17 protein-coding genes and 1 pseudogene are annotated in these 26,259 nt (G+C 57.1%); 14 read left to right on the plus strand and 4 right to left on the minus strand.

Features of this window, described 5'->3' with window-relative positions; translation table 11 throughout:
• Nucleotides 1-462: 462 nt before the first annotated feature.
• Both D9V82_RS13130 and D9V82_RS13000 read right to left on the minus strand, forming a co-directional pair.
• Nucleotides 463-714 (minus strand): annotated as a pseudogene (locus D9V82_RS13130) (hypothetical protein); the annotation flags it as partial.
• 491 nt (nt 715-1,205) lie between these two features.
• Complete coding sequence (locus tag D9V82_RS13000) at nt 1,206-1,385, minus strand: hypothetical protein (RefSeq protein ID WP_310886205.1); 180 nt, start codon at nt 1,383-1,385, stop codon at nt 1,206-1,208.
• A gap of 131 nt (nt 1,386-1,516) precedes the next feature.
• Between D9V82_RS13000 and D9V82_RS09665 the strand changes: the two genes are divergently transcribed.
• Nucleotides 1,517-2,389 (plus strand): cutinase family protein, encoded by an 873-nt coding sequence (locus D9V82_RS09665; protein WP_121912190.1) that lies wholly within the window; start codon nt 1,517-1,519, stop codon nt 2,387-2,389.
• Nucleotides 2,390-2,761: 372 nt separating this feature from the next.
• Complete coding sequence (locus tag D9V82_RS09670) at nt 2,762-4,237, plus strand: ATP-binding protein (protein ID WP_121912191.1); 1,476 nt, start codon at nt 2,762-2,764, stop codon at nt 4,235-4,237.
• A gap of 62 nt (nt 4,238-4,299) precedes the next feature.
• On the opposite strand, the gene D9V82_RS09675 is transcribed toward D9V82_RS09670, so the two are convergent.
• Nucleotides 4,300-5,052: an aminotransferase class IV gene (locus D9V82_RS09675; protein WP_121912212.1), complete on the minus strand. Its 753-nt coding sequence runs from the start codon at nt 5,050-5,052 to the stop codon at nt 4,300-4,302.
• A complete protein-coding gene (locus tag D9V82_RS09680; RefSeq protein ID WP_121912192.1) occupies nt 5,049-6,896 on the minus strand; it encodes a chorismate-binding protein in 1,848 nt (615 codons plus the stop codon). The genes D9V82_RS09675 and D9V82_RS09680 overlap by 4 nt, the downstream gene beginning before the upstream one ends.
• Nucleotides 6,897-7,062: 166 nt before the next feature.
• Between D9V82_RS09680 and D9V82_RS09685 the strand changes: the two genes are divergently transcribed.
• The 12 genes from D9V82_RS09685 to D9V82_RS09740 all read left to right on the plus strand — a co-directional run bounded on the left by D9V82_RS09685 (nt 7,063) and on the right by D9V82_RS09740 (nt 26,102).
• Nucleotides 7,063-7,650: a three-helix bundle dimerization domain-containing protein gene (locus D9V82_RS09685; RefSeq protein WP_121912193.1), complete on the plus strand. Its 588-nt coding sequence runs from the start codon at nt 7,063-7,065 to the stop codon at nt 7,648-7,650.
• Nucleotides 7,651-7,833: 183 nt separating this feature from the next.
• Complete coding sequence (locus tag D9V82_RS09690) at nt 7,834-9,786, plus strand: glycosyltransferase (RefSeq protein ID WP_121912194.1); 1,953 nt, start codon at nt 7,834-7,836, stop codon at nt 9,784-9,786.
• The gene (locus tag D9V82_RS09695) at nt 9,776-10,288 is read left to right on the plus strand and encodes a phosphatase PAP2 family protein (RefSeq protein WP_121912195.1); all 513 of its coding nucleotides are present in this window, start codon (nt 9,776-9,778) and stop codon (nt 10,286-10,288) included. The genes D9V82_RS09690 and D9V82_RS09695 overlap by 11 nt, the downstream gene beginning before the upstream one ends.
• Nucleotides 10,285-11,265, plus strand: a complete 981-nt coding sequence (locus D9V82_RS09700) for a decaprenyl-phosphate phosphoribosyltransferase (RefSeq protein WP_121912196.1) — start codon at nt 10,285-10,287, stop codon at nt 11,263-11,265. Before D9V82_RS09695 ends, D9V82_RS09700 begins: the two co-directional genes overlap by 4 nt.
• 56 nt (nt 11,266-11,321) lie before the next feature.
• Nucleotides 11,322-13,016: an arabinofuranosyltransferase AftB family protein gene (locus D9V82_RS09705; RefSeq protein ID WP_121912197.1), complete on the plus strand. Its 1,695-nt coding sequence runs from the start codon at nt 11,322-11,324 to the stop codon at nt 13,014-13,016.
• Between the two features lie 137 nt (nt 13,017-13,153).
• The gene (locus D9V82_RS09710) at nt 13,154-14,173 is read left to right on the plus strand and encodes an alpha/beta hydrolase (RefSeq protein ID WP_121912198.1); all 1,020 of its coding nucleotides are present in this window, start codon (nt 13,154-13,156) and stop codon (nt 14,171-14,173) included.
• 303 nt (nt 14,174-14,476) lie between these two features.
• Nucleotides 14,477-16,432, plus strand: a complete 1,956-nt coding sequence (locus D9V82_RS09715) for an alpha/beta hydrolase-fold protein (protein ID WP_121912199.1) — start codon at nt 14,477-14,479, stop codon at nt 16,430-16,432.
• A 68-nt stretch (nt 16,433-16,500) separates the two neighbouring features.
• Nucleotides 16,501-16,968, plus strand: coding sequence for a hypothetical protein (locus tag D9V82_RS09720; RefSeq protein ID WP_239088612.1), 468 nt, complete (start codon nt 16,501-16,503; stop codon nt 16,966-16,968).
• A 33-nt stretch (nt 16,969-17,001) separates the two neighbouring features.
• Nucleotides 17,002-17,922 carry a cutinase family protein gene (locus tag D9V82_RS09725; RefSeq protein ID WP_121912201.1) on the plus strand — a complete coding sequence of 307 codons (921 nt, stop codon included), beginning with the start codon at nt 17,002-17,004 and terminating at the stop codon, nt 17,920-17,922.
• A 59-nt stretch (nt 17,923-17,981) separates the two neighbouring features.
• Nucleotides 17,982-19,727 (plus strand): FadD32-like long-chain-fatty-acid--AMP ligase, encoded by a 1,746-nt coding sequence (locus D9V82_RS09730; protein WP_167449784.1) that lies wholly within the window; start codon nt 17,982-17,984, stop codon nt 19,725-19,727.
• A gap of 89 nt (nt 19,728-19,816) precedes the next feature.
• Complete coding sequence (locus tag D9V82_RS09735; RefSeq protein ID WP_121912202.1) at nt 19,817-24,571, plus strand: type I polyketide synthase; 4,755 nt, start codon at nt 19,817-19,819, stop codon at nt 24,569-24,571.
• A complete protein-coding gene (locus D9V82_RS09740; RefSeq protein WP_121912203.1) occupies nt 24,546-26,102 on the plus strand; it encodes an acyl-CoA carboxylase subunit beta in 1,557 nt (518 codons plus the stop codon). The genes D9V82_RS09735 and D9V82_RS09740 overlap by 26 nt, the downstream gene beginning before the upstream one ends.
• The last annotated feature ends 157 nt before the right edge of the window (nt 26,103-26,259 follow it).

Below are 26,259 nucleotides of genomic sequence, written 5' to 3' on the forward strand. Positions count from 1 at the left end.
CATTGTCAAGAAGCCAGAGTCCAAAAAGTCGTTAGACATCCTGTCCATAAACTTCCTGGACTCCGCGTCAAAAAACTAACTGGACTCCGAGTCCAAAAAGTCAATGGACTCGGAGTCCAAAAAGTCACTAGACATCACAGTGTTAGGTGTGAGTTAGCAAGATAAGCGCGCTGATGTCGCCATCGGGAGACATTGATCTATACATCCTTGATGTGCGTCGTTTTACCGCGATTGGGGGACTGGCCTATGGCCAACAATATAAACGCGTTTAAAAATACGTTTACTAAAGACAGCAAATCGATATAACCATGACCTAAACCTAGAATTCCAGATAGCCCTAGGGTGAAGGCTAGGCAGGTACTCAAGAGAGCTGCAATAAGGACCCATTTAGCGGTGGTTGCTCTGTATCTGTACAACGCGCACCAAATGATTAAGGTGATACCAATTAAAACAATAATCAAGTTATTTTCCATGTCTACTCAAAGTGAAAAGCGAAACTTTCTTACCTGTCCTTAGCGCCGAGTTGCATACGGGAATACGATGTTTGAAGTGCCCCGGGTTTTGTTCCTGGGCTTTTGCCTTGATTTCTATTATTCCTTGTTGCGGGGTCTTCTTCCACAATTCGGTTTCCACCTCGGCTGGGGTTCGGTATCCCAGGCTTTGGTGGAGCCTTACCTCGTTCCACCATGACACCCATTCGACCGTGGCGATTTCTACGTCGACAACGTCATTTCACCTGCGAGTATGGATGAGTTCGCCTCTTCTGAGGAGCCGTTAACGTTTTCAGCTAGAGCATCGTCATTTCAGTCGCCGACGGGCCCGACCCCCGATGTGTCCACTTTTCGGGGGTCGGGTCCGACGAACAGCACCAAGACGTTCAACCAGCACAGCATTACGAAGGCGACAAGCGCTTAAGCCCTTGGGCTTTGGACTGGCGATAACCACGCGAGGTGATAACCCGCCTGCCCGGTTATTCTTCAACTCCAGTGCAGATGAACTCGACAGAGAAACGATTCCGGTTTTTATCGATGAACCGGATCATTTCTTAACGTTGTGGGCCTGGTTGTGAGGCGAAAAAAGCTGACGCGGCCTCCAACAACTCATTAGTGTCGCGGAGGTCTTGATTTTCACGGCGTAGCCTCGCGTTTTCGGCGGCCATGTCTTCAGGCACTGGTTCCGGGGGGTTTCCTGCACGGCGGGCAGGCTTAAGTCCATTGACGAGCCGTGTGCCATGAAACCCCCAGTTGTAGAGCTACTGTTTGACACGCGGGGTGCATCGACATGTTTTCCGCCACGATGCGGTCCTCTACAAGACGAACCACACGGTCCTTGGCATCCTGGTCAAAATTTTTCTTGGCATGTTCCAGATTTCCCCATCTACTCAGACGGAACAAAACCTAAAACACTTCATTTTGAAACCGAGACTTCGGCTATACTGACCACAGCAGAATAGCTAGCCCCTGATGTGTCCACTTTTCGGGGTCGGACCCCGCAGATCTAAATAGAATGTACAATCATGCTCCGACATAAACGCATTACTATCGGTACTAAAATTGCTGCTGCACTATGTGCACTAGGTCTCAGCGCTGCGGTTGCTACTATTGCACCCCATACAGCTCAGGCTACTATCAGCTCGTATATCCCACAGCCGTCATCGTTGACTCACCACTGCGCACCTAAACAGATTGTTGCTATTCCAGGAGGTGCTAATACTGCAGCTATAGCACCAGATAAAGCCTCACTAGGAATGATTACCGCATTCGTCGGCATCCGTCTCGGTAATCAGCCTGACAGTAATGTTACGTATGTGCCCTATCAATCATTCGGCTTTGCCGCATCGCCATACCCTGTCGCTTCTGATAACGGATATGCAAGAGCTTCTGACATCATCAGTCGCATCCAGCGCGAATGCCCACATAGCTCTATTAGCCTAGTGGGCTATTCACTCGGAGCTGATATTGCAGCACGCATTATCAACGATGCATCACACGGTCTTGGTGTGCTAGATACGCAGCGTTTTGCATCTGCCGTACTATACTCCAGCCCGTACCATGGCGGTAATGGTGCCGCACAGTATCCTCAGAAACCAGATAACAACACTGGTTCTCTTGGACAGCTAGCCGGTGGTTTCGGAACTCAAGGTACCAAAGTCCTCGAAGTATGCCATAGTGCTGATGCTATATGTACATTCCCTGATAAATACCGTGGTATTGTCCCACCATCTATGGGTATAGATATACTCCACGGTAAAGTGCCGCTGAGCCTTATTCGTGAATTAGTACGCTATAACCCAGTTGACTACGCTGTGCTCGCTCGTGGCTTTATATCGCATATCAACTACGGTATCAATGATTACAACGTAGGTGTTGACTGGATTAACACACACTAATCCACACCATACCCCGTAACGCCAGCTGGTGTTACGGGGTTTTCTTGTCAAAGACGAGAACGGGCTAAAGGATGACACTGCCCACTTAAACTTTTCTGATGTACAGCAAAGTTATATGCGACAAAGGATAACACTATCGGGCCTGACCCCGATGTGTCCACTTTTCGGGGGGCGGGCCCCAGCGAATTAAAGTGTGCGCTGCGAGGCCAAGGCTAAAGGCTGCGATTTGCCGGAGCTAATAGAAATCGCGGAGTGAGCACCCAACACCCAACACTCAACACGAACACTCAACACAACACTGCACATGTTGAGTGTTATGTGTAGTGTCATGTGTAGTGTTCGGCTGAAGGTGAGAGGCAAACGGGGGAAACGATGGACTTAGAAGAAATTGAGCAGATTGTTCACAATCTGCGTGCCATAGGCAAAGACACCGGCACGGTTGAAGCAAAAGCAGCTGGCGGAGGCCTGCCCAAGAAGATAACGCGGTCGGTGTCTGCTTTTGCCAACGGAAAAGGTGGAACGATCATCTTCGGCCTCGATGAGGAGTCAGGGTTTCTTCCCGTCGAAGGCTTCCAAGCCGAGTCCATAGCCAAAGCACTCGTGGAGGCATGCGCGGAGAAATTGACTCCTGCTATCCGTGCCGATGTGGAAATTGGTGCTGTCGATGGCGCGCCGGTAGTAGTTGCGGAAATTCCAGAGCTTGCGCCTTTTGATAAACCGTGCTGGGTTACTGCGCAATCTAAATATAACGGGAGCTACATTCGCGAGCACGATGAAGACCGGCTTTTGAAGCCCTATGAAATCGATCGCCTCGAAGAAAATAAGATCCAGCCCTCGTGGGATCTGGAGGTCGTAGAGGCGGCTACTATTGCAGACCTCGATCGGGATATTGTCCAGCAAATTCTAGAGCGCGAACGTGGCCTGCGGCCTGGGATTTTTGGTAAGTTCTCTGATGAAAGGGCATTGAAAGCCCTGCATCTCACCGGCGTGGGAGAGGATGGGGAAGTTCATCCGACCTTGGCTGGCTTATTAGTAGCCGGCATTTATCCGCAAGAATTTTTCCCGCGCCTCAATGTAACTTTTACTGCTTATGCGGGAACGGACAAGACGTCGACCAAAGGTCAAAGATTTGTTGATAACGCGAGTTTTGTAGGCCCGATTCCGGAATTGGTGCCAGCGGTGGTTTTCGCGGTTGAGAAAAATATGCGGGTAGGTGGCGTCGTCGATGGGCCGTTCCGAGAAGACTTGCCGGATTATCCCCCAGTAGCGGTTAGGGAAGCGGTTGCTAATGCGCTCATGCACAGGGACTATTCTCCCCAGGCTAGAGGGACACAGGTTCAGGTTGATATGTACGCTGACCGGCTAGAAATCATCAATCCGGGTGGCCTTTTTGGGATGGTGAACGTCAATAACCTTGGGGATCCGGGCATGACAAGTGCGAGGAATCAGCACCTGTCTCAGCTATTGGAGGTAACGGCGATTTCCGGAGGGTCTGGATACGTGGCGGAAAACCGTGGAACTGGATACATTGAGATTCTTGATCAGCTGCAAAAGACGCTTCTTCCTCCGCCGAAGCCGGCGGATTCGTTGACCATGTTTACGTTAACTTTTCAACGGCGTGAAATGACTTTGCCGGAACGGAGTGCATCTATATACGGCGGTTCTAGTGAACGGATTATGGAGTATTTGGCCCAGCAACAGTCTGCGAATAGCCGTGAGCTTGCAGCGGCTGCCGGGATTTCTGTCGGTGGGGTGCGCAGAATCCTGAACCAATTGGTAGATAGTGGACGGATCGAGCGTACGGAACCATTGCGCAGCCCTAAACAGAGGTATCGATTGGTTAAATAGGCAGGCGGCTGAACATCCAACACTCAACACAACACTCAACATGTGCAGTGTTGTGTTGAGTGTTATGCGTAGTGCTCGCCTGTACCCGCGGGGCTAAAACCCTCCCACCACCAGTTTTGCCAGCTTGCTGCCTCCGGGTGCGGTGGCGGAGTGATGGCGCCGTGCGGTGTGTGGATGTAGCTGACCGGGCTGATGCCGTGCAATGAGTTCATAAACCACAGCGGGCATTCCGCAGCGAGCGCCGGGGTCAATGGGCGCTGCGCGGTGGAAAGTCCCAAGTCCTTACAGCGGTGCAGGACCTGGCGCAGGGTCACGCTGGGCAGGCGCACGCCAGTAGGGAACAGGAGTGTGTCGCCGTCCCAGGCGATGAGCGCGCCGGTGGTGGTTTCTGCGATGGCGCCGTGGGCATCGACAATCGCAGTGTCATCGGTGTCGTTTTCCTGATACTGGCTGCGGTAAGCGGCCAGGGCGGGCAAGTCCGGGCCTTTAAGTAGAGGCTGCACGCGGGGATCGGGGGCCTGAGCGTAGGTAAGGCGGGTGTGAGTACGCGGCGCAGGGGCAGGCCGAATATCCAGGTATAGCTCGCCGGCGATTAGGGAAATGCGGGGAAAGAGCTCGCCGGCTGAAAGCAGTTTCAGCAGGGCAGGGAGGAAGCCAGCGGGCAAGGCACCGGCGGCGGATTCAAAGCGTTCCAGGTGCAGGTTAAGGCCGTGCGTGCAGCCTGCAGAATGCCGCCAGGAATCGGCCACGGCGCAGGGATCAGTCGGTGGGTTGCAGGGGATAAAGGCACCGTCGCGCCAGATAAACGAGCTCATGACCACGCGCCAAGGACCGATTGGGCTTTGAGGTTTCTTTCGGCCAGTTCGGCTGCTGGGTCGGAATCGAGGACGATGGCCCCGCCGGCGCCGACGGTAACCTCGCAACCTGCGCGCACCGCGGTGCGGATTACCACGCTGAACTCCGCCTCGCCGGCAAAGCCGAGGTAGCCCACGATGCCGGAATAAACGCCGCGGGGCCCGGCCTCGAGGGCATCGATGATCTCGCAGGTGCGCAGCTTGGGTGCGCCAGTCATGGAGCCGGGTGGGAAGGTTGCGCGGATGGCATCGAGCGCGGTCGTGCCGGGACGTAACTGGCCGGTAATGGTGGAGACCAGCTGGTGCACGGTGGCGTAGCTTTCCACATTCATTAGCCGCGGGACGCGCACGGTGCCGGGCTCGCACACGCGGGATAAATCGTTGCGTAAAAGGTCTACGATCATGAGGTTCTCGGCGCGGGTCTTGGGATCATTGCGAAGCAGGGTAGGGTCCTGGTGGGCGGGGATGGTGCCCTTGATGGGTTTGGCCTCGACGCGGTTATCGCGCACGCTGAGGAAACGCTCGGGGGAGGCACTACAGATTTCCACCCCGTCAAAGACCAGATGTGCCGCGTACGGTGCCGGGTTGTACCGGCGCAGCGCCGCATATATATCGCCTGTTGCCTGCGCGGTATAGGTATCGGTCAGGCACACCTCGTAGCTTTCGCCGGCGTGTAAGAGCTCCTGGGCGCGCTGGATTCGGGCCAAGTAGTCGGTGGTCCGCCAGGCGCCCGCGCTGGCCGATACCCCCTCGTCTCCCGCCCGCACGCCATTCAGTGCGCCTTCTAGTCGGTCGAGCAAGTCTTGTGCACCGTCGCCATCCATACAGCAGAGGTGCGCCACCTGCTGGTGATGGTCGTAGACGAGGAAGGATTGCGGCCGAATAAAGTAGGCATCGGGATAAGGCGAGCGGTGGCTCAACTGGATGGGTAGCGTCAGCTGCGCGCACTCATAGCCAAGATAACCTATAACCCCGCCGGTAAACGGGAGATCCGGCGCGTCGCAGAGCTGCGTGGATAGTTCGCGCTCGAGCGTGGTGAGGATATCGGGGGTATCGCCCAGCCGGTAGCGGAAGGAACGGCTGAGGGGGCCGGTGGCATCGCCAAGAATGCTATAACGCCCGCGCGGATCGGCAGAGTCTAGGAAGAAGGCGTCGTTGCCGTCTGCTTGTAGCGCCGCGAAGACCCGGGGGCAGTCAATCGCGCCAGGGATCTCGCGGTGGAGCAGACGAAAACCGCCGAGGAAATTGCGTAGAATCGTCGTGCCATACTGGGTAAGCGCCGATTCCGGGTGGAATTGCACCCCCCAATGCGGCAGGCCATCGACCTTGAGGGCCTGGACGGTGCCGTCTTCACTGCGGGCGTGCACGGTGATGCCGCGGGCTGGCTCAATGTGCAGGGAGTGATAGCGCACTGCCTTAAAGCCCTGCGGGATGGTGGCAAAAATTCCTTTGCCGGAGTGGTTAATGGTGGACACGAAGCCGTGGCGTGGTTCGGGCGCACGGCTTACGCGGGCACCGGCGAGCAGGGCCAAGCCCTGGTGCCCAAGGCAGACACCGAGCAAAGGGATTCCCGCTGCGGCGGCCGCTTGGATAACGTGCCGGGACATGCCAAAGTCACGTTCTTCCTCCGGGGTTCCTGGGCCAGGGGAGATAACCACGTGGCTGAACTCGCCGGCGCGCACACGCTCTGGAATACCAGCGGCCTCGCCTGCGGGAACGACGAGGGGCTCGGTTCCGGAGACCTCTGCGATGAGGTGAGCGAGGTTATAGGTATATGAGTCGTAATTATCAATGAGCAGGATCATCAAAGGCAGAGTTTATAGCCCATCGCGCCCCAGGTGTAACTTGCTGCATGCATGCCTTAACTACTGGGTTATAACCAACCAATTGACGGATGGCATACGGCACTGTAAGGTTAACGGTAAGTTAACAAAAGGCTAACGGGGGAAGAATCCAGGAAAGGGGATAACGATGAACCAGTTTGAAAACCTCCGCCAGGACCTGCAGATCAAGTATGGTCACGCATATACCCGCGCTGAAATCGACGGGAAGTTGGACGAGGTCATCGCCAAGCACACCGCCGCCGCCGAGCTCGCGGAGTTCATTCCAGTGTTGGTGGAACGCGAGGTGCGCGAGTTCTTTGGCGCCCACCGCATCCACGTTCGCTTTGCTGCGGGCAATAACCATGCCCTAGCCAAGGCCGCCGCGGATCTCACCAGAAAGCACGCGGGGGAGGCGCTGTACGTCGATACCGCCGCCGCCCACCCGGAAAATGACGGCAATGATTACTTGGCTCATGTCATGAATGAGCGTGGGATGGGCCAAGCGCCCAAGAAATACCTCGAAGAGGTGCGGACCGTGGCCATGCCGGACTACATCGTCTACTTGGGCCGTGAGGTCGAGCGCGAGGAGGCTGGCAAAGACATCAAGATTTGGGACATCGCCGCGGCTGAGACCGTCGAGCAGGCTCGCGAGCTTGCTGATGACCTAGAAGCCCGCGTGTACTACATGCTGAACAAGCTGGGTATTGACCCGGTAACCGAGCGTGTGAGCGTGTAAGCCGCACCATAAAGCATTGGGCCGAGGAGGAATTCCTCGGCCTTCCTTTTTGTTTTGCCGGGAAAATGGAGCGAAACTCAGAGCCAGGCACCAATGTCCGCGTGTAAACTCGAGCGGCCGCGCGAAAGCAACTACGCTAAGTCCTTGACCGCTGTTTAAATCGTTTAGAGAATCGAAGTAATCGTGACTGCCAACAACACCTCGGCCTACGAGCCCCTGCAGCGAATCTTGCTGCCCAAGCGCGGCGAACCCCGTGATGTACGCATGCTCTACCTCATCGAGGCGGAGCATAACCGCGAGCGCTTGAGCTGGACACACCGCACCGCCGTGACCATCCCGGCCGGTGCCGAAGCTTCCTTTGAAACCTACTTCAATGCCTTCCCGGCCTCTTACTGGCGCCGTTGGTCGCAATTGCGCTCGGTGGTGTTAAGCCTTGATATCGAGGGCCATGCCAACATTTCTTTGTACCGCTCCAAGCAGGATGGCCAGCGCATTTCCGTGGCCAACCACCTCGTGAGCACCGGCCACCACGAATTTGAACTGCCGTTGAAGAACTTCGAGGACGGCGGCTGGCTGTGGTTCGATATCACCGCGGAAAAGGAAACCACCTTGACGGATGCGGCCTGGTGCTCCCCGCATGCCCCGGCGGCACAGACGCTTCCCGATGGCAGCAAGATCGCCCCCTCCGAAAAGCGCGTCGCCGTGGGCATTCCCACTTTTAACCGTCCCACGGATGCTGTTGCTGCCCTGCAGGCGCTGGCAGAAGATCCTGTCGTGGATGAGATCATTGACGTCGTCCTCATGCCCGACCAAGGCAATCAGCACCCGGCCGATGAGCCTGGCTATGATGAGGCGGTAGCGCACTTTGGCGGTCGCTTTCGCGAATTCCGCCAGGGCAACCTTGGCGGGTCCGGCGGCTATTCCCGCATCATGTATGAGGCGTTGGAAAATACGGACTCGCCTTTCATCTTGTATATGGACGATGACATCGCCATTGAGCCGGACTCCGTGCTGCGCGCGGTGCAGGCCGCGCGCTATGCGGATAAGCCGATTATCGTTGGCGGACAGATGCTCAACCTGCAGGACCGCTCGCAGCTGCGTACCACGGGTGAGCAGGTCAACCGATCCGATTTTATGTGGGGCGCCGCGCCGCACGCGGTGTACGACCACGACTTTGCCAAGTACCCACTGCGGGCCATCGGCACGCGGGAGACCCACCTGGATCCAAAGAAGTACGATTCCCGCGCTCTGCACCGCCGCGTGGACGTAGAATACAACGGCTGGTGGATGTGCCTCTTCCCGCGCGTGGTGGCAGAGACCAACGGCCAGCCGCTGCCGCTATTTATCAAATGGGACGATACTGAATACTCCCTGCGCGCCGCCCGCAATGGTTTTCCTACGGTGACATGGCCAGGCGCTGCCATCTGGCACATGGCCTGGGCGGATAAGGATGATGCCATTGATTGGCAGGCCTATTTCCACCTACGTAACCGCCTGATCGTGGCCTCGTTGTACCACGATGGCGCAGTGGCGGGCATTACCAAATCCATCTTTAAGTCCACGCTCAAGCACACCATGTGCATGGAATACTCCACCATGGCCATCCAAATTGAGGCTATGAAGGACTTCCTGGCTGGGCCGGATCACCTTTTCGATATCTTGGACACATCGCTGCCGCGCATTGCGGAGATCCGCAAAAACTACTCGGATGCGGTCGTCATCGAATCCGCAGACCAACTGCCGGCACCGACTGGTGCGCCGGGCGTTCCTACCCGCAATATCGGCGGACGCTTGGGCAAGGTTAAAAAGTTGCCGTGGATGGCCAAGAGCCTTAAGCACCTGCTGAGCAAGGAGGATCCGGCGCACCACGCGAAACCACAGTTGAATCTCACCTCAGAAGAGGCACACTGGTTTACCCTTTCTCGCCTTGATTCCGCCACTGTGTCAACGGCTGGCGGCACGGGCGTGGCCTTCCGCAAGCGCGACCGCGATTTAGCCAAGGATCTTATCGCCGAATCTCGCAGACTGCTAAAGGAAATTGAAGAAAACTTCGATGAACTGCGGGCACAATACCGCGCCGCGTTGCCGGAATTGACCGCGCGATCCTCCTGGAAGAAGGTGTTTGATGCCCAATAAACTCTCTATTGCAGAATCCCGCGTTTTAGAGTCCATCCAAAACGCCGCTTTTGACGCGCCGGGAGTACTGCCCACCGCACGGGGTTTGAGCCACTTGGGCGAGCACGCCCTGGGCTGGATGGGCATCGCAGCTCTAGGGGCTGGCCTGGACAAGCAGCGTCGGGAGGAATGGGTTCGAATCGGTGCCGCGGCGTTTACCGCGCATGCGGCAAGCGTGGTACTCAAACGCATCGTGCGGCGCAAACGGCCCGATTATTCCTACGTGCGCGTGGGTGTTAAAACTCCCTCCCGCCTGTCTTTCCCGTCCTCACATGCCACCTCCACCACCGCCTTCTTGGTGGGCTTGTCCCGCCTGACGGGTTCTCGGGTGCCGCTGGTGGGAGTGCCGGTGATGATGTCATCGCGTATGGTGCTCGGAGTGCACTATCCAACCGATACCGTCGCGGGAGCAGTTATTGGCGCTGCCACCGCCTGGGCCACGACGAAGGAGAAAGAAGCATGAGTGAGGCTGAGAACCAGCACTTTCTCTATTCTGAGCCGCATACGGCAGGTGTTGATACCGGCCGCATGCGCAAGCCGCCAAAGAATTTGGTTGATGGCATGGTTAAGGCCCTGCGCCCGAAGCAATGGGTAAAAAACATCCTCGTCCTGGCCGCGCCCGCCGCGGCCGGTGCGGAAGCGCTCTTTCACGGGCGGGTGCTTGTGGATGTCCTCTTGGCCTTCATTGTCTTCTGCCTTGGCGCTTCTTCCATTTATCTGATCAATGATGCCAAGGATTGGCGCGAGGATCGGGAACACCCCACCAAGCGCTTCCGGCCGATTGCCTCCGGCGTGCTGCCTATCAAGGTGGCTTATACCATGGCCTTGGTACTCATTGGCCTGTCCATTGGGTTGTCCTTCTTGGCCACCGCGGGCCCAGCGTTAGCCATGGTCATGGCCGTTTATATCGCCTTGCAGCTGGGCTATTGCTTTGGCTGGAAGCACATTCCGGTTATTGATATTGCGCTGGTGTCTTCCGGATTCATGCTGCGCACCATGGCCGGCGGCGTGGCCGCCGATATTGAGCTCTCGCAGTGGTTCTTGCTGGTTGCTGCCTTTGGTTCGCTCTTCATGGCATCCGGTAAGCGCTACGCGGAAATCCTTCTGGTAGAAAAGACTGGCGCAAAAATCCGCAAGTCCTTACAGGGCTATACGCCAACCTACCTGCGTTTTGTGTGGACGCTGGCGGCCACCGCCGTGGTGGTCTCCTACTCCCTGTGGGGCTTTGAGCTGGCTAATGCCGCAGTCTCCGGTGGCGTTTGGTACCAGATCTCCATGGTGCCGTTTACCATCGCTATTTTGCGCTATGCTGCCGACGTGGACCGCGGCCAGGGCGGCGCGCCGGAAGAAATCGCGTTGGGGGACCGCACCCTGCAAGTCCTTGCTATCGCCTGGCTGGCCTGTATCGCCATGGCCGTCTACGTCATTCCATTGCTCTAGGCAGCGGTGTTCTTTCGATGTAGAAAATCCCAAACGGACTGATACAATCGTTTTCCGTGTTTAACACCGGTAACAAGGACCTCGAGCGCTGGAGTATTCTCGCCTCGGTTCTTGTCGTCGGTGTTGTGGCGTCTTGGGGTGGTTTCGCCCGCCGCTGGATCTCTGATGATGGTCTCATTGTCTTGCGCACCGTCCGCAACCTGGAGGCCGGCAACGGGCCTGTGTTCAATGTGGGCGAGCGCGTCGAAGCCAATACCTCCACGCTATGGCAATACCTCATCTTAGTGGTGCGGTGGATAAGTAGTGCTGAACTCGAGTCCATCGCCATCTACCTCGGCCTTTTCTTGGCGGTCGCGGGGATGGTGGTGGGAACGTGGGCATCTGTGACCATGCACTCCGGAATTGTGCTTCCCGCCGGCGCCTTGGTGTACATTGCGCTGCCGCCGGCCCGAGATTTTTTCACTTCCGGCTTGGAATGGGGCCTGTGCTTATTCTACTTGGCCGTATTGTGGTGGATGCTGACCATATGGGCACGGCCGCGGCGGCATGCAAGGTCCGATTCAATTGTATATTGGCTGGCCTTCTGGGCGGGACTATCGTGGCTCATTCGCCCCGAGCTTGCTCTGTATGGCGGCTTAGTGGGCATTGTGCTCATCGTGACTGCGCGTTCGTGGAAGGTCATCGCCGTTGCCGTGCCCGTGCCACTGGGGTATGAAATCTTCCGCATGGGTTATTACGGCCTGCTTACGCCTCATACCGCCGTCGCAAAGTCTGCGGCCGATTCTGAGTGGGGTAAAGGTTTTGCGTACGTGGGTGATTTCGTGGGGCCCTACGCGCTGTTTCTCCCGCTGATCGTGCTGGCAGGCGCGGCGTTGTGGAAGGCCGATTTGCGCTCCTCGGCGCTGCGTTCCATGCACACGGTGGTCTACCTTTTTCTAGGTGCTGCACTACTGCATACGTTGTATGTGTTGCGCGTGGGAGGTGATTTCATGCATGGGCGCATGCTGCTGCTTCCGCTTTTTGCCGCGCTACTGCCCATCTTCGTTGTTAATCTGCGAGCCTGGTGGGCTGCCGCATTCTGCGCGGTGTGGGCGTTCGTCATTGTTCTGCGCGGTCACCCGGTAGATCAATCCGTCTATGAGGGTGAAATATCTGTTGTGGATGAGCGTGATTTTTGGACTTATGCCACCAACCGGCAAGAACCACCGCGTACCGCGAAGGATTTCCTCGGTATGGATATTATGGATGACTACGGAAAGGCTGTGCGGGATTTACAATCCGGCGATGCGATGACCTTCCGGTATATCAAGGACAGTGGTCAGCCTTCTTGGATGACGGCCCCCAGGGACCCGGAACGTTCGGATCCCCCGACTGTCTACTTGCTTAATTTAGGACTGACCTCAATGAATGCACCGCTTGATGTACGCGTGCTAGATGATATTGGGCTCAGTAATCCCTTGGCTGCGCGCCAACCACGCATTGAAGACGGGCGGATCGGCCACGATAAAAACCTCGACATTGCCTGGCAAGTAGCGGATTCTGCTGTAGATATTGACTCGATACCGCCGTGGCTGGATAAAGATGCAGCGCGAGAAGCACGCGCTGCGCTTGCCGATGCCGATTTTCAGAAACTCTTTGATTCATACAGGAAACCGCTAACGTGGAACAGATTTTGGGAAAATATTAAATTTTCCCTGACGGAGGGAAGGTCTCTTACCTTTTCTTCTGATCCCCAGGATTACCTGGGCTAATGGAGCATGGTGAAGGAAAACACCTGAGTGCACTACACTGTATCGTGGTGAGGCTTTTGCTGAAGGGTGTTAACGATTTACATGTTCCCAGCGATGAAGCCTAAGAACAACAAGTTAGTACTTTGTGAAGGAGAAAGATGATTGCCTCTCTGAGGGGACGTGCCCTATCGGTGATCATGGCAGTCGCCGTAGCGCTTGGTCTAGCCGTAGTGGCCGGCGGCACGCAGCAGGCCCACGCAGCTCACCGTGATTGGCTACGTCCGGACAACACCGGTACCTGTGAATGGGACCCAGTTGGCTGGTGGGTGCAGCGTTGTGACGTGTGGTCTCCGGCTATGGGGCGCAATATTCCCGTACAGATCCAGCCAGCAAAGAATGGCGGCAACGCCGGCCTGTACCTACTCGATGGACTGCGCGCGACTGACCACACCAGTGCCTGGGTTAGTGACGTTAACGCCGCGAGGACCTACGTAGAACATAACATCACCCTCGTCATGCCTGTGGGCGGCAAGTCTTCCTTCTATGCCGACTGGCAAGCGCCGGCCAAGTACAACCCGCACGACATTGTGAACTATAAGTGGGAGACCTTCCTTACTGCTGAGCTGCCGTTCTACTTGGAACAGCACTTCGGTGTGGCCCGCAATAATAACTCCATCGCGGGCCTTTCCATGGGTGCTGGCGCGGCTTTGACTTTGGCCGCAAAGCATAATCACCAGTTCCGGCAGGCGCTTTCTTTCTCTGGCTTCCTAACTACGACGGTTCTTGGCGCACAGACCTTCATGCGCTTTGCCATGCTCGATGCCGGTGGGTTCAATATTAATGCGATGTATGGTTCACTCTTTAACCCTAAGCGCTTTGCGAATGACCCCCTGATGCTTATCCCGCAGTTGCGCAACACCGATGTTTATATCTCCGCTGCATCCGGTATACCGGGCGCGCCTGACCTTCAGAACTACCTCCCGCAGCACCAGGCCGTCGGCGCTGCCCTCGAGGTTGCTTCCCTTTTCACTACCCGCGTGTGGGAAGGTGCAGCTCGCCTGCAGGGTCTAAACCCGACCGTGGACTACCCGGGACTCGGGATGCATAACTGGCTGCAGTTTGGCCACCAGCTAGAGAGATCAAAGCCGCAGGTTCTCAACGTTATGAACGCCTGGTAGAACTTCTTGGCGTACCGTCCCTCACCTCGCAGGTGAGGGGCGTTTTGCGTATGTACACGTCCGGCACAATCTAGGAGGCGTTGGGCCGTTGGGTATTAGTTACTGACCGGGTCTATTCATAGTCGTGCAACTCAGGCGCTGTTATACGTGGTTAGATAAGGTTGCTCGGCGTGTCAGCCTATCTCAAGCCTCAAGGTCAACTTAAACTTAAGTGAACAATAGACAGCTCACGCCGCAGGCCACAGTCCGGAGGAGGGGAACCTTCGGAATGTAGCTGCGGAAAATTTTCAAGGACGTTTACCTATGCGCAAAAACACTTCCCCTAGCAAGGCCCGCAAGGGGCTTGCAGTAGCAGCCGTACCGACTGCCGTTGCCGTTGGACTTGCCCTGCTGCCCCATGCCACCGCCCAAAGCTTCCTCGGGGATATTAACGCCGCCCAGTCCGACAACGGGAGCAGTCTGTCGGACCACTTTGCGCCCAAGGATCCGCCTGTGCGCACCCCGGTAGAAACCGAATATCCCGAGGTAGAAGGCTTGCCGGACGGTGTAAAGATTAACCGTGTGGAGTATTTGTCCAACCGCCACCTGATGGTCTATATCCAGTCTGCAGCGATGCCGGATCATGAGCAAAAGGTACAAATCCAGTTGGCCCGGGACTGGTATTCGCAGCCTGAGAAGAAGTTCCCAGAGGTATGGGCGCTTGATGGCCTCCGTGCCCGCGACGACGAGTCCGGTTGGACCATCGAGACCAATATCCTCAGCCAGTACGCCGACCGCAACGTTAACCTGATCATGCCGGTGGGTGGCGAATCTTCCTTCTACTCCGACTGGCAGGAGCCGGATGCGGGAAAGAATTACAAGTGGGAGACCTTCCTGACCAAGGAATTGGTACCGATTTTGGATAAAGAGTACCGCTCTAACCACAAGCGCGCGGTAACCGGGCTTTCTATGGGCGGTACTGCGGCTATTAACCTGGGTGAGCGTAACCCGCATCTCTTCGATTTCGTGGGCTCGTTCTCCGGCTACCTTGATACGACTACCCGTGGTATGCCGCAGGCTATTATAGCTGCGCAGCGCGATGCCGGCGGTTACGATTCCCGCAAGATGTGGGGCGAACCGGGATCGCAGGACTGGATAGACCACGACCCAAAGTTGGGTATCGAGAACCTTAAGGACATGCAGGTCTATGTCTCTGCCGGTAACGGTAAGGATGATTTCGATCAAGAAAACTCCGTGGCCAAGAATAAGGCGAGCGTGGCGGGCATGGGACTCGAGGTAATCTCCCGCATGTCTACCCAGACCTTCGTGGATTACGCGAAGCGTGCCGGTGTACAACCGGTGGTGCAATTTCGTCCTTCCGGCGTGCATGCCTGGGACTATTGGCAATTCGAGATGCAAAATGCTTGGCCGTACATTGCTGATGCCCTCGATATCAACAAGGCTGACCGCGGTGCGGACTGTAAGACCGAAGGTGATATTGCCGAGGCCACCAAAGACGGCACGGTAGGTTTGTGCTTGAATAACGAATATGACGTTGCAGGTCAAGGCAAGGCACAGGACTTTGAAACCGGTACGGCATACTGGTCACCGGAGCACGGTGCGCATGTCTTGTATGGACGCATCGGTGCCCGTTATGCCGAAATCGGTGGCCCCACCTCTTGGTTGGGCTTCCCAAAGTCTGATGAAATTGGCACACCAGATGGCAAAGGACGCTTCGTGCACTTCGAAAAAGGTTCCATTTACTGGAGCCCGGAGACCGGGGCGTGGGAAATCACCGGCGACATGTTTAAAAAGTGGGGCGAAAAGGGATACGAAGGCGGCGAGCTGAAGTTCCCGACCGGCCCGATAAAGAAAGTAGGCGAAGGCTTTACCCAGGAATTTCAGAATGGCGTTATAACCCGGAATCCGGATGGCAAGAACTATGCGTCCTTGGGTGCCATTGGCAAAAAATACAAGGATATGGGCGGCGTCGAATCCTCACTGGGCTTTCCCATAGATGATGAAAAGAAGGCCTCGGACGCCAATGGTTTCCTCCAGGATTTTGAAAAAGGCTCCATTTACTGGTCCCCGGAATCCGGCGCACACTACATCTTGAAGGGCGCCATCATGGATGAATGGGGTAAAAACGGCTGGGAGCTAGGCGAATTTGGCTGGCCCACTTCTGATTACTCCGAGATCGCCGCTGGTGGATTGAAGCAGGAGTTCCAGCACGGAACGATTAGTGAAGTCATGGGCCGCGTACAGACTGAAAAGAAGTAATCATGCGTAAATTAGCCCTCGTAGGAGCCGTTTTATGCTTAGGTTTAGTAGGGTGTGGCTCTGCCACCGTGGATAGTGATTCAGGCATTGACACCTCGGTGGCACCGTTGTCGCGCGAAAAGACCTCTGACGTATCGACGACGCGCAGTAGCGAGTCTGTATCCGGCGGCGCTTCCTCCGAGCAAGAGCCATCAGAATCCAGGAACGGAGGCAAGGATGCTGCTGAGCCGAGGAAAGGGTCTGGTTCCGGTTCCGCGAAATCCCCAGAAGATCGCGGGGCGCGCGAAATCTCCGAAATCCCCTCCGCGCAGCTGCCCAAGCAGGAGGCCGCGTACCTGGATTCGTTGAAGAACGCCGGTGTGAAGGTCGATGGGGTAGAAGATCAGCTTCTCGGAGCAGGCCAGGCGGCCTGCGGTGAGGATGAGATCACCATTCCTGCGGTGGCAGGGCAACTGATTGAGCAACAACGCTCTGACATGGACTTTGAGGAACTCACCAAGCTGCTCCAGGATAACGCACGCTCAGCCCTTTGCTAGCTTCCTTTGAGATTTGCCGGGTACAACTAGTTTATGCGAAAAATCATTACTGTCGTTGCCGCCCTCGTCCTAATTGTTGTTATCGGCGCGGGTGCCGCGCACTATTTCTCGACCTCGGACTCTGCTGGGCCTCGTTCCCCTGAGGAAGATCAGTCTGCGGCGCCACCGGCAAAATCACAGCCGGACTGGTGTCCGAGCGTGGAGTTTATTTCCGCACCGGGCACTTGGGAATCTGCGGCCGATGATGATCCTCTGAACCCTTCTGCTAACCCGCGTTCGTTCATGCTGTCTATTACGCAGCCGCTGCAGGAGGCCTACGGGAATGAGGTAAAGGTGTGGACCCTTCCTTATACTGCGCAATTTAAAAATATTAATGCGCAACAAGAAATGAGCTACGACGATTCCCGCAATGAGGGCACCGCGAAGATGAACGAGGAGCTGCGCAGTATGCACGACAGCTGCCCACAGACCAAGTTTATTCTGAGTGGTTTTTCCCAAGGCGCGGTCATCGCCGGCGATGTAGCGGATGACATTGGAGGTGGCGAAGGCGTTATTCCCGCAGAAAGTATCGTGGGCGTCGCGTTGATTGCTGATGGCAGGCGTGAAAATGGTGTGGGCCACAATCCTGGGCACCCGCTCGGCGGAGTCGGTGCAGAGATTGCCTTGGAGCCCGTATCAGGACTCATTCAACCCATCGTGCCCGGAGCGACTATGCGTGGGGCGCGGCCGCACGGCTTCGGTGAGCTGGTGGATAGGACATTCCAGATCTGTGCCCCCGATGACTCTATATGTGATGCGCCGACCGGCGTGGGCAATGGTTTGGAACGTGCCAAGGGTTTGATTGCAGCCAATGGGGTGCACGCGCAGTATGCCAGCAACCACGGCGTGATTGATGGAACTACTGCAGACCAGTGGGTTCTGGAGTGGGTACACCGCATCATTGATGCCGTGTAACATGAAACGCTATAACATCGATATTTTTTAAGACAAAAGCATTTACCAAAGGAGAATCGATGGATTTACAGCAACTCATGGCGCAGTACGTTGACGCGGAAGGCAATATCGCGCTGCCCACAGAGCTCACCTTGGCGAGCCTGGCCGAGACCCTCTACCAGGCGGACACGGATACCTCGCGGGTAGTAATGCGCCAGTGGCTCTACGGTGAGGAAGATACCTTCCGCGAGCTCAGCCGCCAAGAGATCAATACCCGGATTAAAGCAGTGGCGGCGCGCCTGCAACAGGTTGCAGAACCAGGCACCCGCGTGGCCATTCTGGCGGGCAACTCTCCCGAATACCTCTTTGGTTTCCTGGGTGCGATGTATGCGGGAATGACTCCGGTCCCGCTGTACGATCCAAATGAGCCAGGCCACGCGCATCATCTCACAGCGGTTTTTGCTGACTGTAAGCCCGCTATCGTGTTGACTAACCGCGTTTCCGCCGCTGCCGTGCGCACCTATTTCTCCACTGAGCGCGAGCGCCCGCGCGTTATCTCCATCAATGCGCTGCCTGATTCCTTAGCGGCGTCGTGGCAGCCAGTGGCTGGCAAGGACGTGGAGTCTACCGCTTTCTTGCAGTACACTTCCGGCTCTACGCGCACCCCTGCCGGCGTGGAGTTAAGCAACCGCGCGGTATTGGTCAACGTGTTGCAAACCTTCCGGGCGGTGAACCTGCAATTTCCGGCGCGCGTGGTGTCATGGCTGCCGATGCATCACGATATGGGGATCATCTTGGCGCTATTCACCACGATTTTGGGCATTGAATTGGACATGATGACCCCGCGCGACTTCATCCAGCATCCCAATCGGTGGGTGGAGCGCATCAGCCGCCAACCGGGTGACGAGAAGCATACCTATAGCGCGGTGCCCAATTTCGCCTTAGAATTGGCCGCGCGTTACGGCAAGGACGCTGATTTCTCCAACGTTGCTGGCATCCTCATTGGTTCTGAGCCGGTGACGGAACCGGCCGTGCAGAAGTTCCTTGACACCTTCAGCATCGAGCGCTCAGTGCTGCGTCCTTCCTATGGTTTGGCGGAAGCAACCCTCATCGTCGCCACCACACAGGGTGAAAAACGCCCCCTCATCTCTCACTTTAACCGCGAAAAATTGGCGGAAGGGCACGCCGTTATTGAAGAAAAATCCGCTGCAACGGTTGCCTTCACCTCGAATGGCCAGGGCGTCTCGTTCCAGCACTTGGCCATCGTGGATCCTGAAACCAAGGCCGAGGTTCCGGAGGCAACTATCGGCGAAATCTGGGTGCATGGGCAAAACATGGCAACGGGTTATCTCAACCGCCCGGACGAGACCGCAGCTACTTTCCGCAATAGGCTGGGTGAGCGCATCCAGGATGGCCTGCCCGAAGATGACTGGTGGATGGCCACAGGCGATCTAGCCACCATCATCGACGGCGAGTTGTATATCACCGGGCGGCTGAAGGATCTCATTGTCATTGCCGGGCGCAACCACTACCCGCAAGATATTGAAGGCACCGTGCAGGAAGCATCCGCCCACGTGCGCCCAGATTCCATTGCCGCCTTTGCCGTGGAGGGTGAAACTTCAGAGTCCTTGGTGCTCTTGGTGGAACGCGCGGATGACGCGGATTCTTCCGGCGACGCCGCCGCAGCCGAGGCAATTCGCACAGCCGTGACGAAGAATCACGGCATTACCCCAAGCGATATTGTGTGGAAGGCGCCGGGAGAAATTAAGCGCACTTCCTCGCATAAGATTGCCCGCCGCGTGGCGAAAAGGGACTACCAAGTTTAAAGCCGGATTCGGACATGAAGTTAAAAAAGTGACAAGATAGAACGGTATAGGTATTTGTCGTTCTATTAACCCACTAGGAAAGACGGTTTATGACCATCGATCAACTTCGTGCATGGCTGCGTGGCTGGGTATCCCAAGCCACCGGCGTTGCCGAGACAGAGATTTTAGATTCCACCCCACTGGAAAATTATGGCCTTTCCTCGCGAGATGCCGTAGTGCTGTCGGGTGAATTAGAAAATCTTTTAGGCACGCGGCTCGATGCCACGGTGGCGTATGAGTACCCCACGATCGAGCTGCTAGCTAATCGCCTGCTTAATGAGCCCGCAGGGAGGCACGACTATGCACCGCGTGTGCAGCGCGGAACCCCTGCCGCGCAGGGTTCTGATATCGCGGTGATCGGTTTGTCCGGCCGTTTTCCGGGCGCCAATGACGTGCCGGAATTTTGGAACATGCTCGCCGAGTCGCGCGCGGGCACGGGGCCACTGCCGGTGGGGCGCTGGTCTGAATACAGCGCTGATCCGGTAATGAGCGAGAAAATTGCGCAGCACAATACCGATGGCGGTTATATCGAAGATGTTGCCTCTTTTGATGCGGAGTTCTTCGGCCTATCGCCACTCGAGGCCGCGAATATGGATCCGCAGCAGCGCATCCTGCTCGAGTTGGTATGGCATGCGCTAGAGAACGCTGGCCTTCCCGCCAATGAGCTGCGCGGTACGCACACCGGTGTATACATGGGCTCGACCAATAACGATTACGGCATGCTGATTACCGCCGATCCCACGGAGATACACCCTTATGCGCTCACTGGTAATTCCTCAGCAGTAGTTGCCAACCGTATTTCTTATGCCCTGGATTTCCGCGGCCCGTCCATCAATGTGGATACGGCCTGCTCGTCTTCGCTGGTTGCGGTCGACCATGCGATCAAGGATCTGCGCACTGGCGCCGCCGATATAGCGCTGGCGGGTGGCGTGAACATTTTGGCTGCCCCGCATGCCTCCACCGCCTTTTCGGAGCTCGGCGTGACTTCTCCTACCAGCGCCATTCATGCTTTTTCCGATGACGCCGATGGCATCGTGCGTGCCGATGCTGCCGGCGTGCTGGTGCTCAAGCGTTTGGAGGACGCGGAGGCCGATGGCGATGATATCCGGGCCGTCCTCAAGGGCTCTGCCGTCAATTCCGACGGCCATTCAAATGGCCTGACCGCGCCTAACCCGGAAGCCCAAGAAGACGTGCTGCGCCGCGCCTATGCGGATGCGGGCGTGGCACCTCAGGACGTGGATTATGTGGAGGCCCACGGAACGGGCACCATTTTGGGAGATCCCATCGAGGCCAGCGCGCTAGGCCGCGTGCTCGGTGCCGGGCGCGGGGTCGAATCGCCCGTCCTCTTGGGCTCCGCCAAAACCAATATTGGCCACTCCGAATCTGCGGCCGGGGTCGTGGGCCTCATTAAGGTCATCGAAGCCATGCGGCACGATATTATCCCGGCAAATATCAACTACGCTGGGCCGAATCGCTACATTGATTTCGCCACTGAGCGCCTCGAGGTCGTTGAAGACCCGCGCGAGTGGCCGGAATACTCCGGGAAAAAGGTAGCCGGCGTATCAGGCTTTGGCTTTGGTGGCACGAATGCCCACGTCGTCTTAACCGATTATCAGGGCACCCCCCGCCTCAACGAGCCGCAGCTATCCACCGACATGGTGGCGCTGCCGGTCTCCGGTCTCTTGCCCTCCCGTCGCGCCCGGGCGGCAGGACTGCTTGCAGATTTCCTCGAGGCAGAGCAACCGGACTTGGTAGATGTAGCGCGCACGGTCGCGCGCCGCAACCACTCGCGCTCGCGTGCCGTCGTTATGGCCAGCTCCACTGAGGAGGCCATTAAACGCCTGCGCCAGGTGGCCGAGGGCAAGGTTTCGATCGGCATCGCCGCGGCGGATTCCCCGCAGGTACAGGGGCCGGTCTTTGTGTATTCCGGCTTTGGTTCCCAACACCGCAAGATGGCCAAAGACATGATCGCTCTCTCGCCGCTTTTTAGTGCCAGGCTGAAAGAACTCGATACCATCGTTGATTTCGAGTCCGGCTGGTCGATCCTGGATATCGTTGAGGACGATTCCCAAACCTATGACACGGAAACCGCGCAAGTTGCCATCACGGCTATCCAGATCGCGCTGACGGACTTATTGGCTTCCTTCGGCGTGCGCCCGGCGGGAGTCATGGGTATGTCGATGGGTGAGATTGCCGCGGCTTATGCTGCGGGCGGTATTTCCGCACGGGACGCAATGAACATTGCGTGCCACCGCGCACGCTTGATGGGTGAGGGAGAGGCATCGCTAAGCGAGGCCGACCAAGGCGCCATGGCAGTAGTTGAGTTGTCCGCCGCAGACATTGCCGCCCTCGATGAATCCATCGAACCTGCCGTCTACACCGGCCCGGGTATGACTACCGTCGGCGGGAAGCGTCAGGCGGTACTGGACTTGGTGGGCCAGCTCGAGGGGGAAGGAAAATTTGCCCGCGCCCTCAACGTGAAGGCTGCGGGGCATACTTCTGCCGTCGATCCGATTTTGGGCGAGCTTGAAGCGGCCATTGCCGGCATGGAAGCCCGCCCGCTGCATACGACGCTCTTTTCCTCCGTGGATAAAGGCGAGGTGTATCGCCCCGGCACCATCGTCCACGATGAGGATTATTGGCTGCGCATGACCCGTTACCCGGTGTATCTGCAGGATGCTACGGAACAAGCCTTTGCCGCAGGCCATACCCAGCTGGTGGAGATGTCCCCCAACCCGGTGGCGCTCATGGGGCTGATGTCTACCGCGTTTGCCGTGGGCAAGGCAGATGCGCAATTGTTGTATAGCTTAAAGCGCAAAGTGGATCCGACCGAGTCCTTGCTGGATCTGTTGAGCAAGCTTTACGTGACGGGAACCCCGGTGAATTTTTCTGCCGTGTGGGGCTCGGGTGCGCAGGCGGAAGCTCCGTATACGCAGTTCAACCGCCAACGCTTCTGGACCAATGCGCGGCCTTCGGCGGGGGTATCGGGCCTGCCCGGTACCCGGGTGATTTTACCGGAGGGCAAGGTGGCCTTTTCCACCAACGCAGATCAGGCTCCTTCCACGCTGGCTCTTGTGGAGGCTGCCGCAGAAGCGGTACAGCCTGGGGCCCACATTGTGGCCGCAGAGGAGTACCGGGATCTCCCGCCATACGGGGAAATTACTACCGTTGTCACTACCTCGCTCGGCGGCATGTCCATCGCCGTCTATAGCGTGCAGGACACGCGGGCTGAGCTCATGGCGGAAGGCTTTGCCTCCGGCATGGACTGGGGCGCGGGCACGATCCCTGGGGTCGCAGCGGTGCCCGAGACCATCGCTGCGTCGGAAGCAAGTGCAGATAACGCAGATATGGACGCAGTTCGCTGGGATCCGCGGCAAGAAACCGTCGAGGACCGCCTGGCCCTCATCGTGTCCGAATCCATGGGATACGATGTCTCGGATCTGCCGCGGGAGCTGCCACTAATTGACCTGGGCCTCGATTCCCTGATGGGTATGCGCATTAAAAACCGGGTGGAAAATGACTTCCAGATTCCACCGCTGCAGGTGCAGGCGCTTCGTGATGCTTCCTTAGCAGACGTCATCACCATGGTCGAGGAGGCGGTTGCTGGCGGCCGTATCGAAAACAGTGAGAGCACCGCCGACGCTGCGCTAATGGCTGAGTCCACGACCGCAGAAGACAGCACCCAAACTGTGGAGCACGGTGTGGGTGTTGCCCCGCGCGATGCCGCTGAGCGCATGGTCTTTGGTACATGGGCAACAATCACCGGCCAGGCCCCGGCGGGTGTGACATCACCGCTGCCAGAAATTTCTGAGGAAATGGCCGCGCAGATTGCCGAGCGTTTACGCGACCGTGCCCACATCGAAGTCACCGCACAGCAGGTCCTCGACGCCGAGGCACTGGAGGCCTTGTCTGAACTGGTCCGCGAGGGCCTGGAGACCGAGGTAGAAGGCAATATTCGTGTCCTGCGCGAGGCTGATGGGCCGGCCGTGTTCATGTTCCACCCAGCCGGTGGGACGACGGTGGTTTATCAGCCGCTTACTCGCCGGCTGCCAGCGGATGTCGCGGTCTATGGCGTCGAAAGGATTGAAGGCTCCTTAGAAGAGCGAGCCGCCGCCTATATCAAGGACATTGTCCGTTATGCACGTGGCCGCAAGGTCGTCCTTGGTGGTTGGTCCTTTGGCGGTGCCTTGGCGTATGAGGTGGCCTACCAGCTGGCGCAGCGCAGCAAGCAGGGAGAGGAAAGCGTCGAGGTCGCGTTCATTGCCTTGCTCGATACCACGCAACCTTCCCACCCGGCACCGGATACGCCGGAAGAAACTCGCGCCCGATGGGAGCGTTATGCTGCCTTTGCAAAGAAGACCTATGGCCTGGACTTCGAGCCGCCGTATGAGTTGCTGGAAACCGCGGGTGAGGATGCCCTGATGACCATGTTGGCGGAATTCTTGGCCACGACCGATGCCTCCGAACACGGCTTATCGGCCGGCATCTTAGAGCACCAGCGCGCATCCTTCGTGGACAATCAGATCTTGGCTAAGATCGATTTTCACCGCTGGGCCGATGTCCGCGTTCCGGTGCTGCTCTTCCGCTCGGAGCGGATGCACGACGGTGCGATCGAGCTGGAGCCGCGCTACTCTGAGATTGATCCGGATGGCGGCTGGGGCGTTATCGTTAAGGATCTAGAAATTGTGCAGTTGCCCGGTGATCACTTGGCAGTGCCGGACGAGCCAGCCATTGGCACCGTGGGCAAGCATATGAACGATTGGATCGAGGAGAAGATACGTGGCGGCCAAGCAAACAACCGCTGAGAAACTCGCTGACCTGCGCAAGCGCCTAGAACAGGCGCAAGATCCAGGCAGCGAGCGATCCCGCAGGCGCCGCGACGAGGCAGGCCGTACCACCCCTCGCCAGCGCATCAACGAGCTTGTGGATGAAGGTTCTTTCGTCGAAACCGGCTCCTTGGGCAAGACTCCGGGAGACCCGGAAGCCATCTATTCCGATGGCGTGGTCACAGGTTATGGTCGCGTATCCGGTCGGCCCGTGTGCATTTATGCACATGATAAGACGGTTTACGGTGGTTCCGTGGGCGTGACCTTTGGCAAGAAGGTCACCGAGATCATGGATATGGCCATCAAGATTGGCTGCCCGGTCATCGGCATTCAAGATTCCGGCGGTGCCCGCATTCAAGATGCGGTGACTTCGCTGGCCATGTATTCCGAAATTGCTCGTCGCCAATTGCCATTATCTGGCCGGAGCCCGCAGATTTCCATCATGATGGGTAAATCCGCCGGCGGTGCGGTCTATGCGCCGGTGACCACAGACTTTGTCATCGCGGTGGATGAAGAAGCAGAAATGTATGTCACCGGCCCTAACGTCATCCGCGAGGTTACCGGAGAAGACGTCACCTCCGCTGAGCTTGGCAGCGCCCGCCAGCAGGAGCTCAACGGTAACGTCTCCGCCGTAGTGGATTCGGAGGAAGATGCCTTTGACATGGTGCGCGATATTTTGGATCATCTGCCGCTGACCTGTTTTGATGAGTCGCCAACTTTCCCTGCGCCTTCTGATACCGAAATCACCGAGGACGAGGACCTGGATTCCTTCATGCCGGATGATACCAATGCCGGCTACGACATGATGGATCTGCTTAACCAGCTTGGCGATGACGATGAGCTCATTGAAATCCAAGAAAACTTTGCCCCGAATATGATCACTGCCTTTGGCCGCATCGACGGCAAAACGGTGGGTTTTGTGGCCAATAATCCCATGCACTTGGCCGGTTGCATTGATGCTGATGCCGCCGATAAGGGTGCGCGCTTTATCCGCATCTGCGATGCCTATAATGTTCCACTGGTCTTCGTCGTTGATACACCGGGCTACCTGCCGGGAGTGGAGCAGGAGAAGGTGGGCCTGATTCACCGCGGTGCGAAGTTTGCCTTCGCGGTCGTGGAAGCGACCGTGCCAAAGGTCTCGCTCATTGTGCGCAAAGCCTATGGCGGTGCCTATGCTGTCATGGGGTCGAAGAACTTAACCGGCGATATTAACCTGGCGTGGCCTACTGCGCAGATCGCCGTGATGGGCGCGGCTGCCGCAGTGGTTATGATTGCGGGCAAGCAGCTAGAGGCCGCCGAGACCCCAGAGCAGCGCGAGATGACCAAGAAGATGTTCATGGATTTCTATGATGAAACCATGACGTCACCCTACGTTGCCGCTGAACGCGGCTACCTTGATGCGATGATCCAGCCGAATCAATCGCGCATTGCCCTGCGCCAGGCGCTGCGGCAATTGGCCACGAAGTCGGTCCATGACTTGCCCAAAAAGCATACTATTGCACCGATGTAACGCGGTTTAACGCCGTCGCGATTTCTCTTATAAGAGTCTCGTGAAACTTGAAGGAGAATACCTTGTTTGCTTTGTCCAGCGCATTCGACCTAATGGGTGAAGTCATCGGCTACGTTTATTGGGCCTACAGCCAGATTACAGCAGGCTTGCCTTTCAA

The organism is Corynebacterium macginleyi (assembly GCF_003688935.1).
Classification (GTDB): domain Bacteria; phylum Actinomycetota; class Actinomycetes; order Mycobacteriales; family Mycobacteriaceae; genus Corynebacterium; species Corynebacterium macginleyi.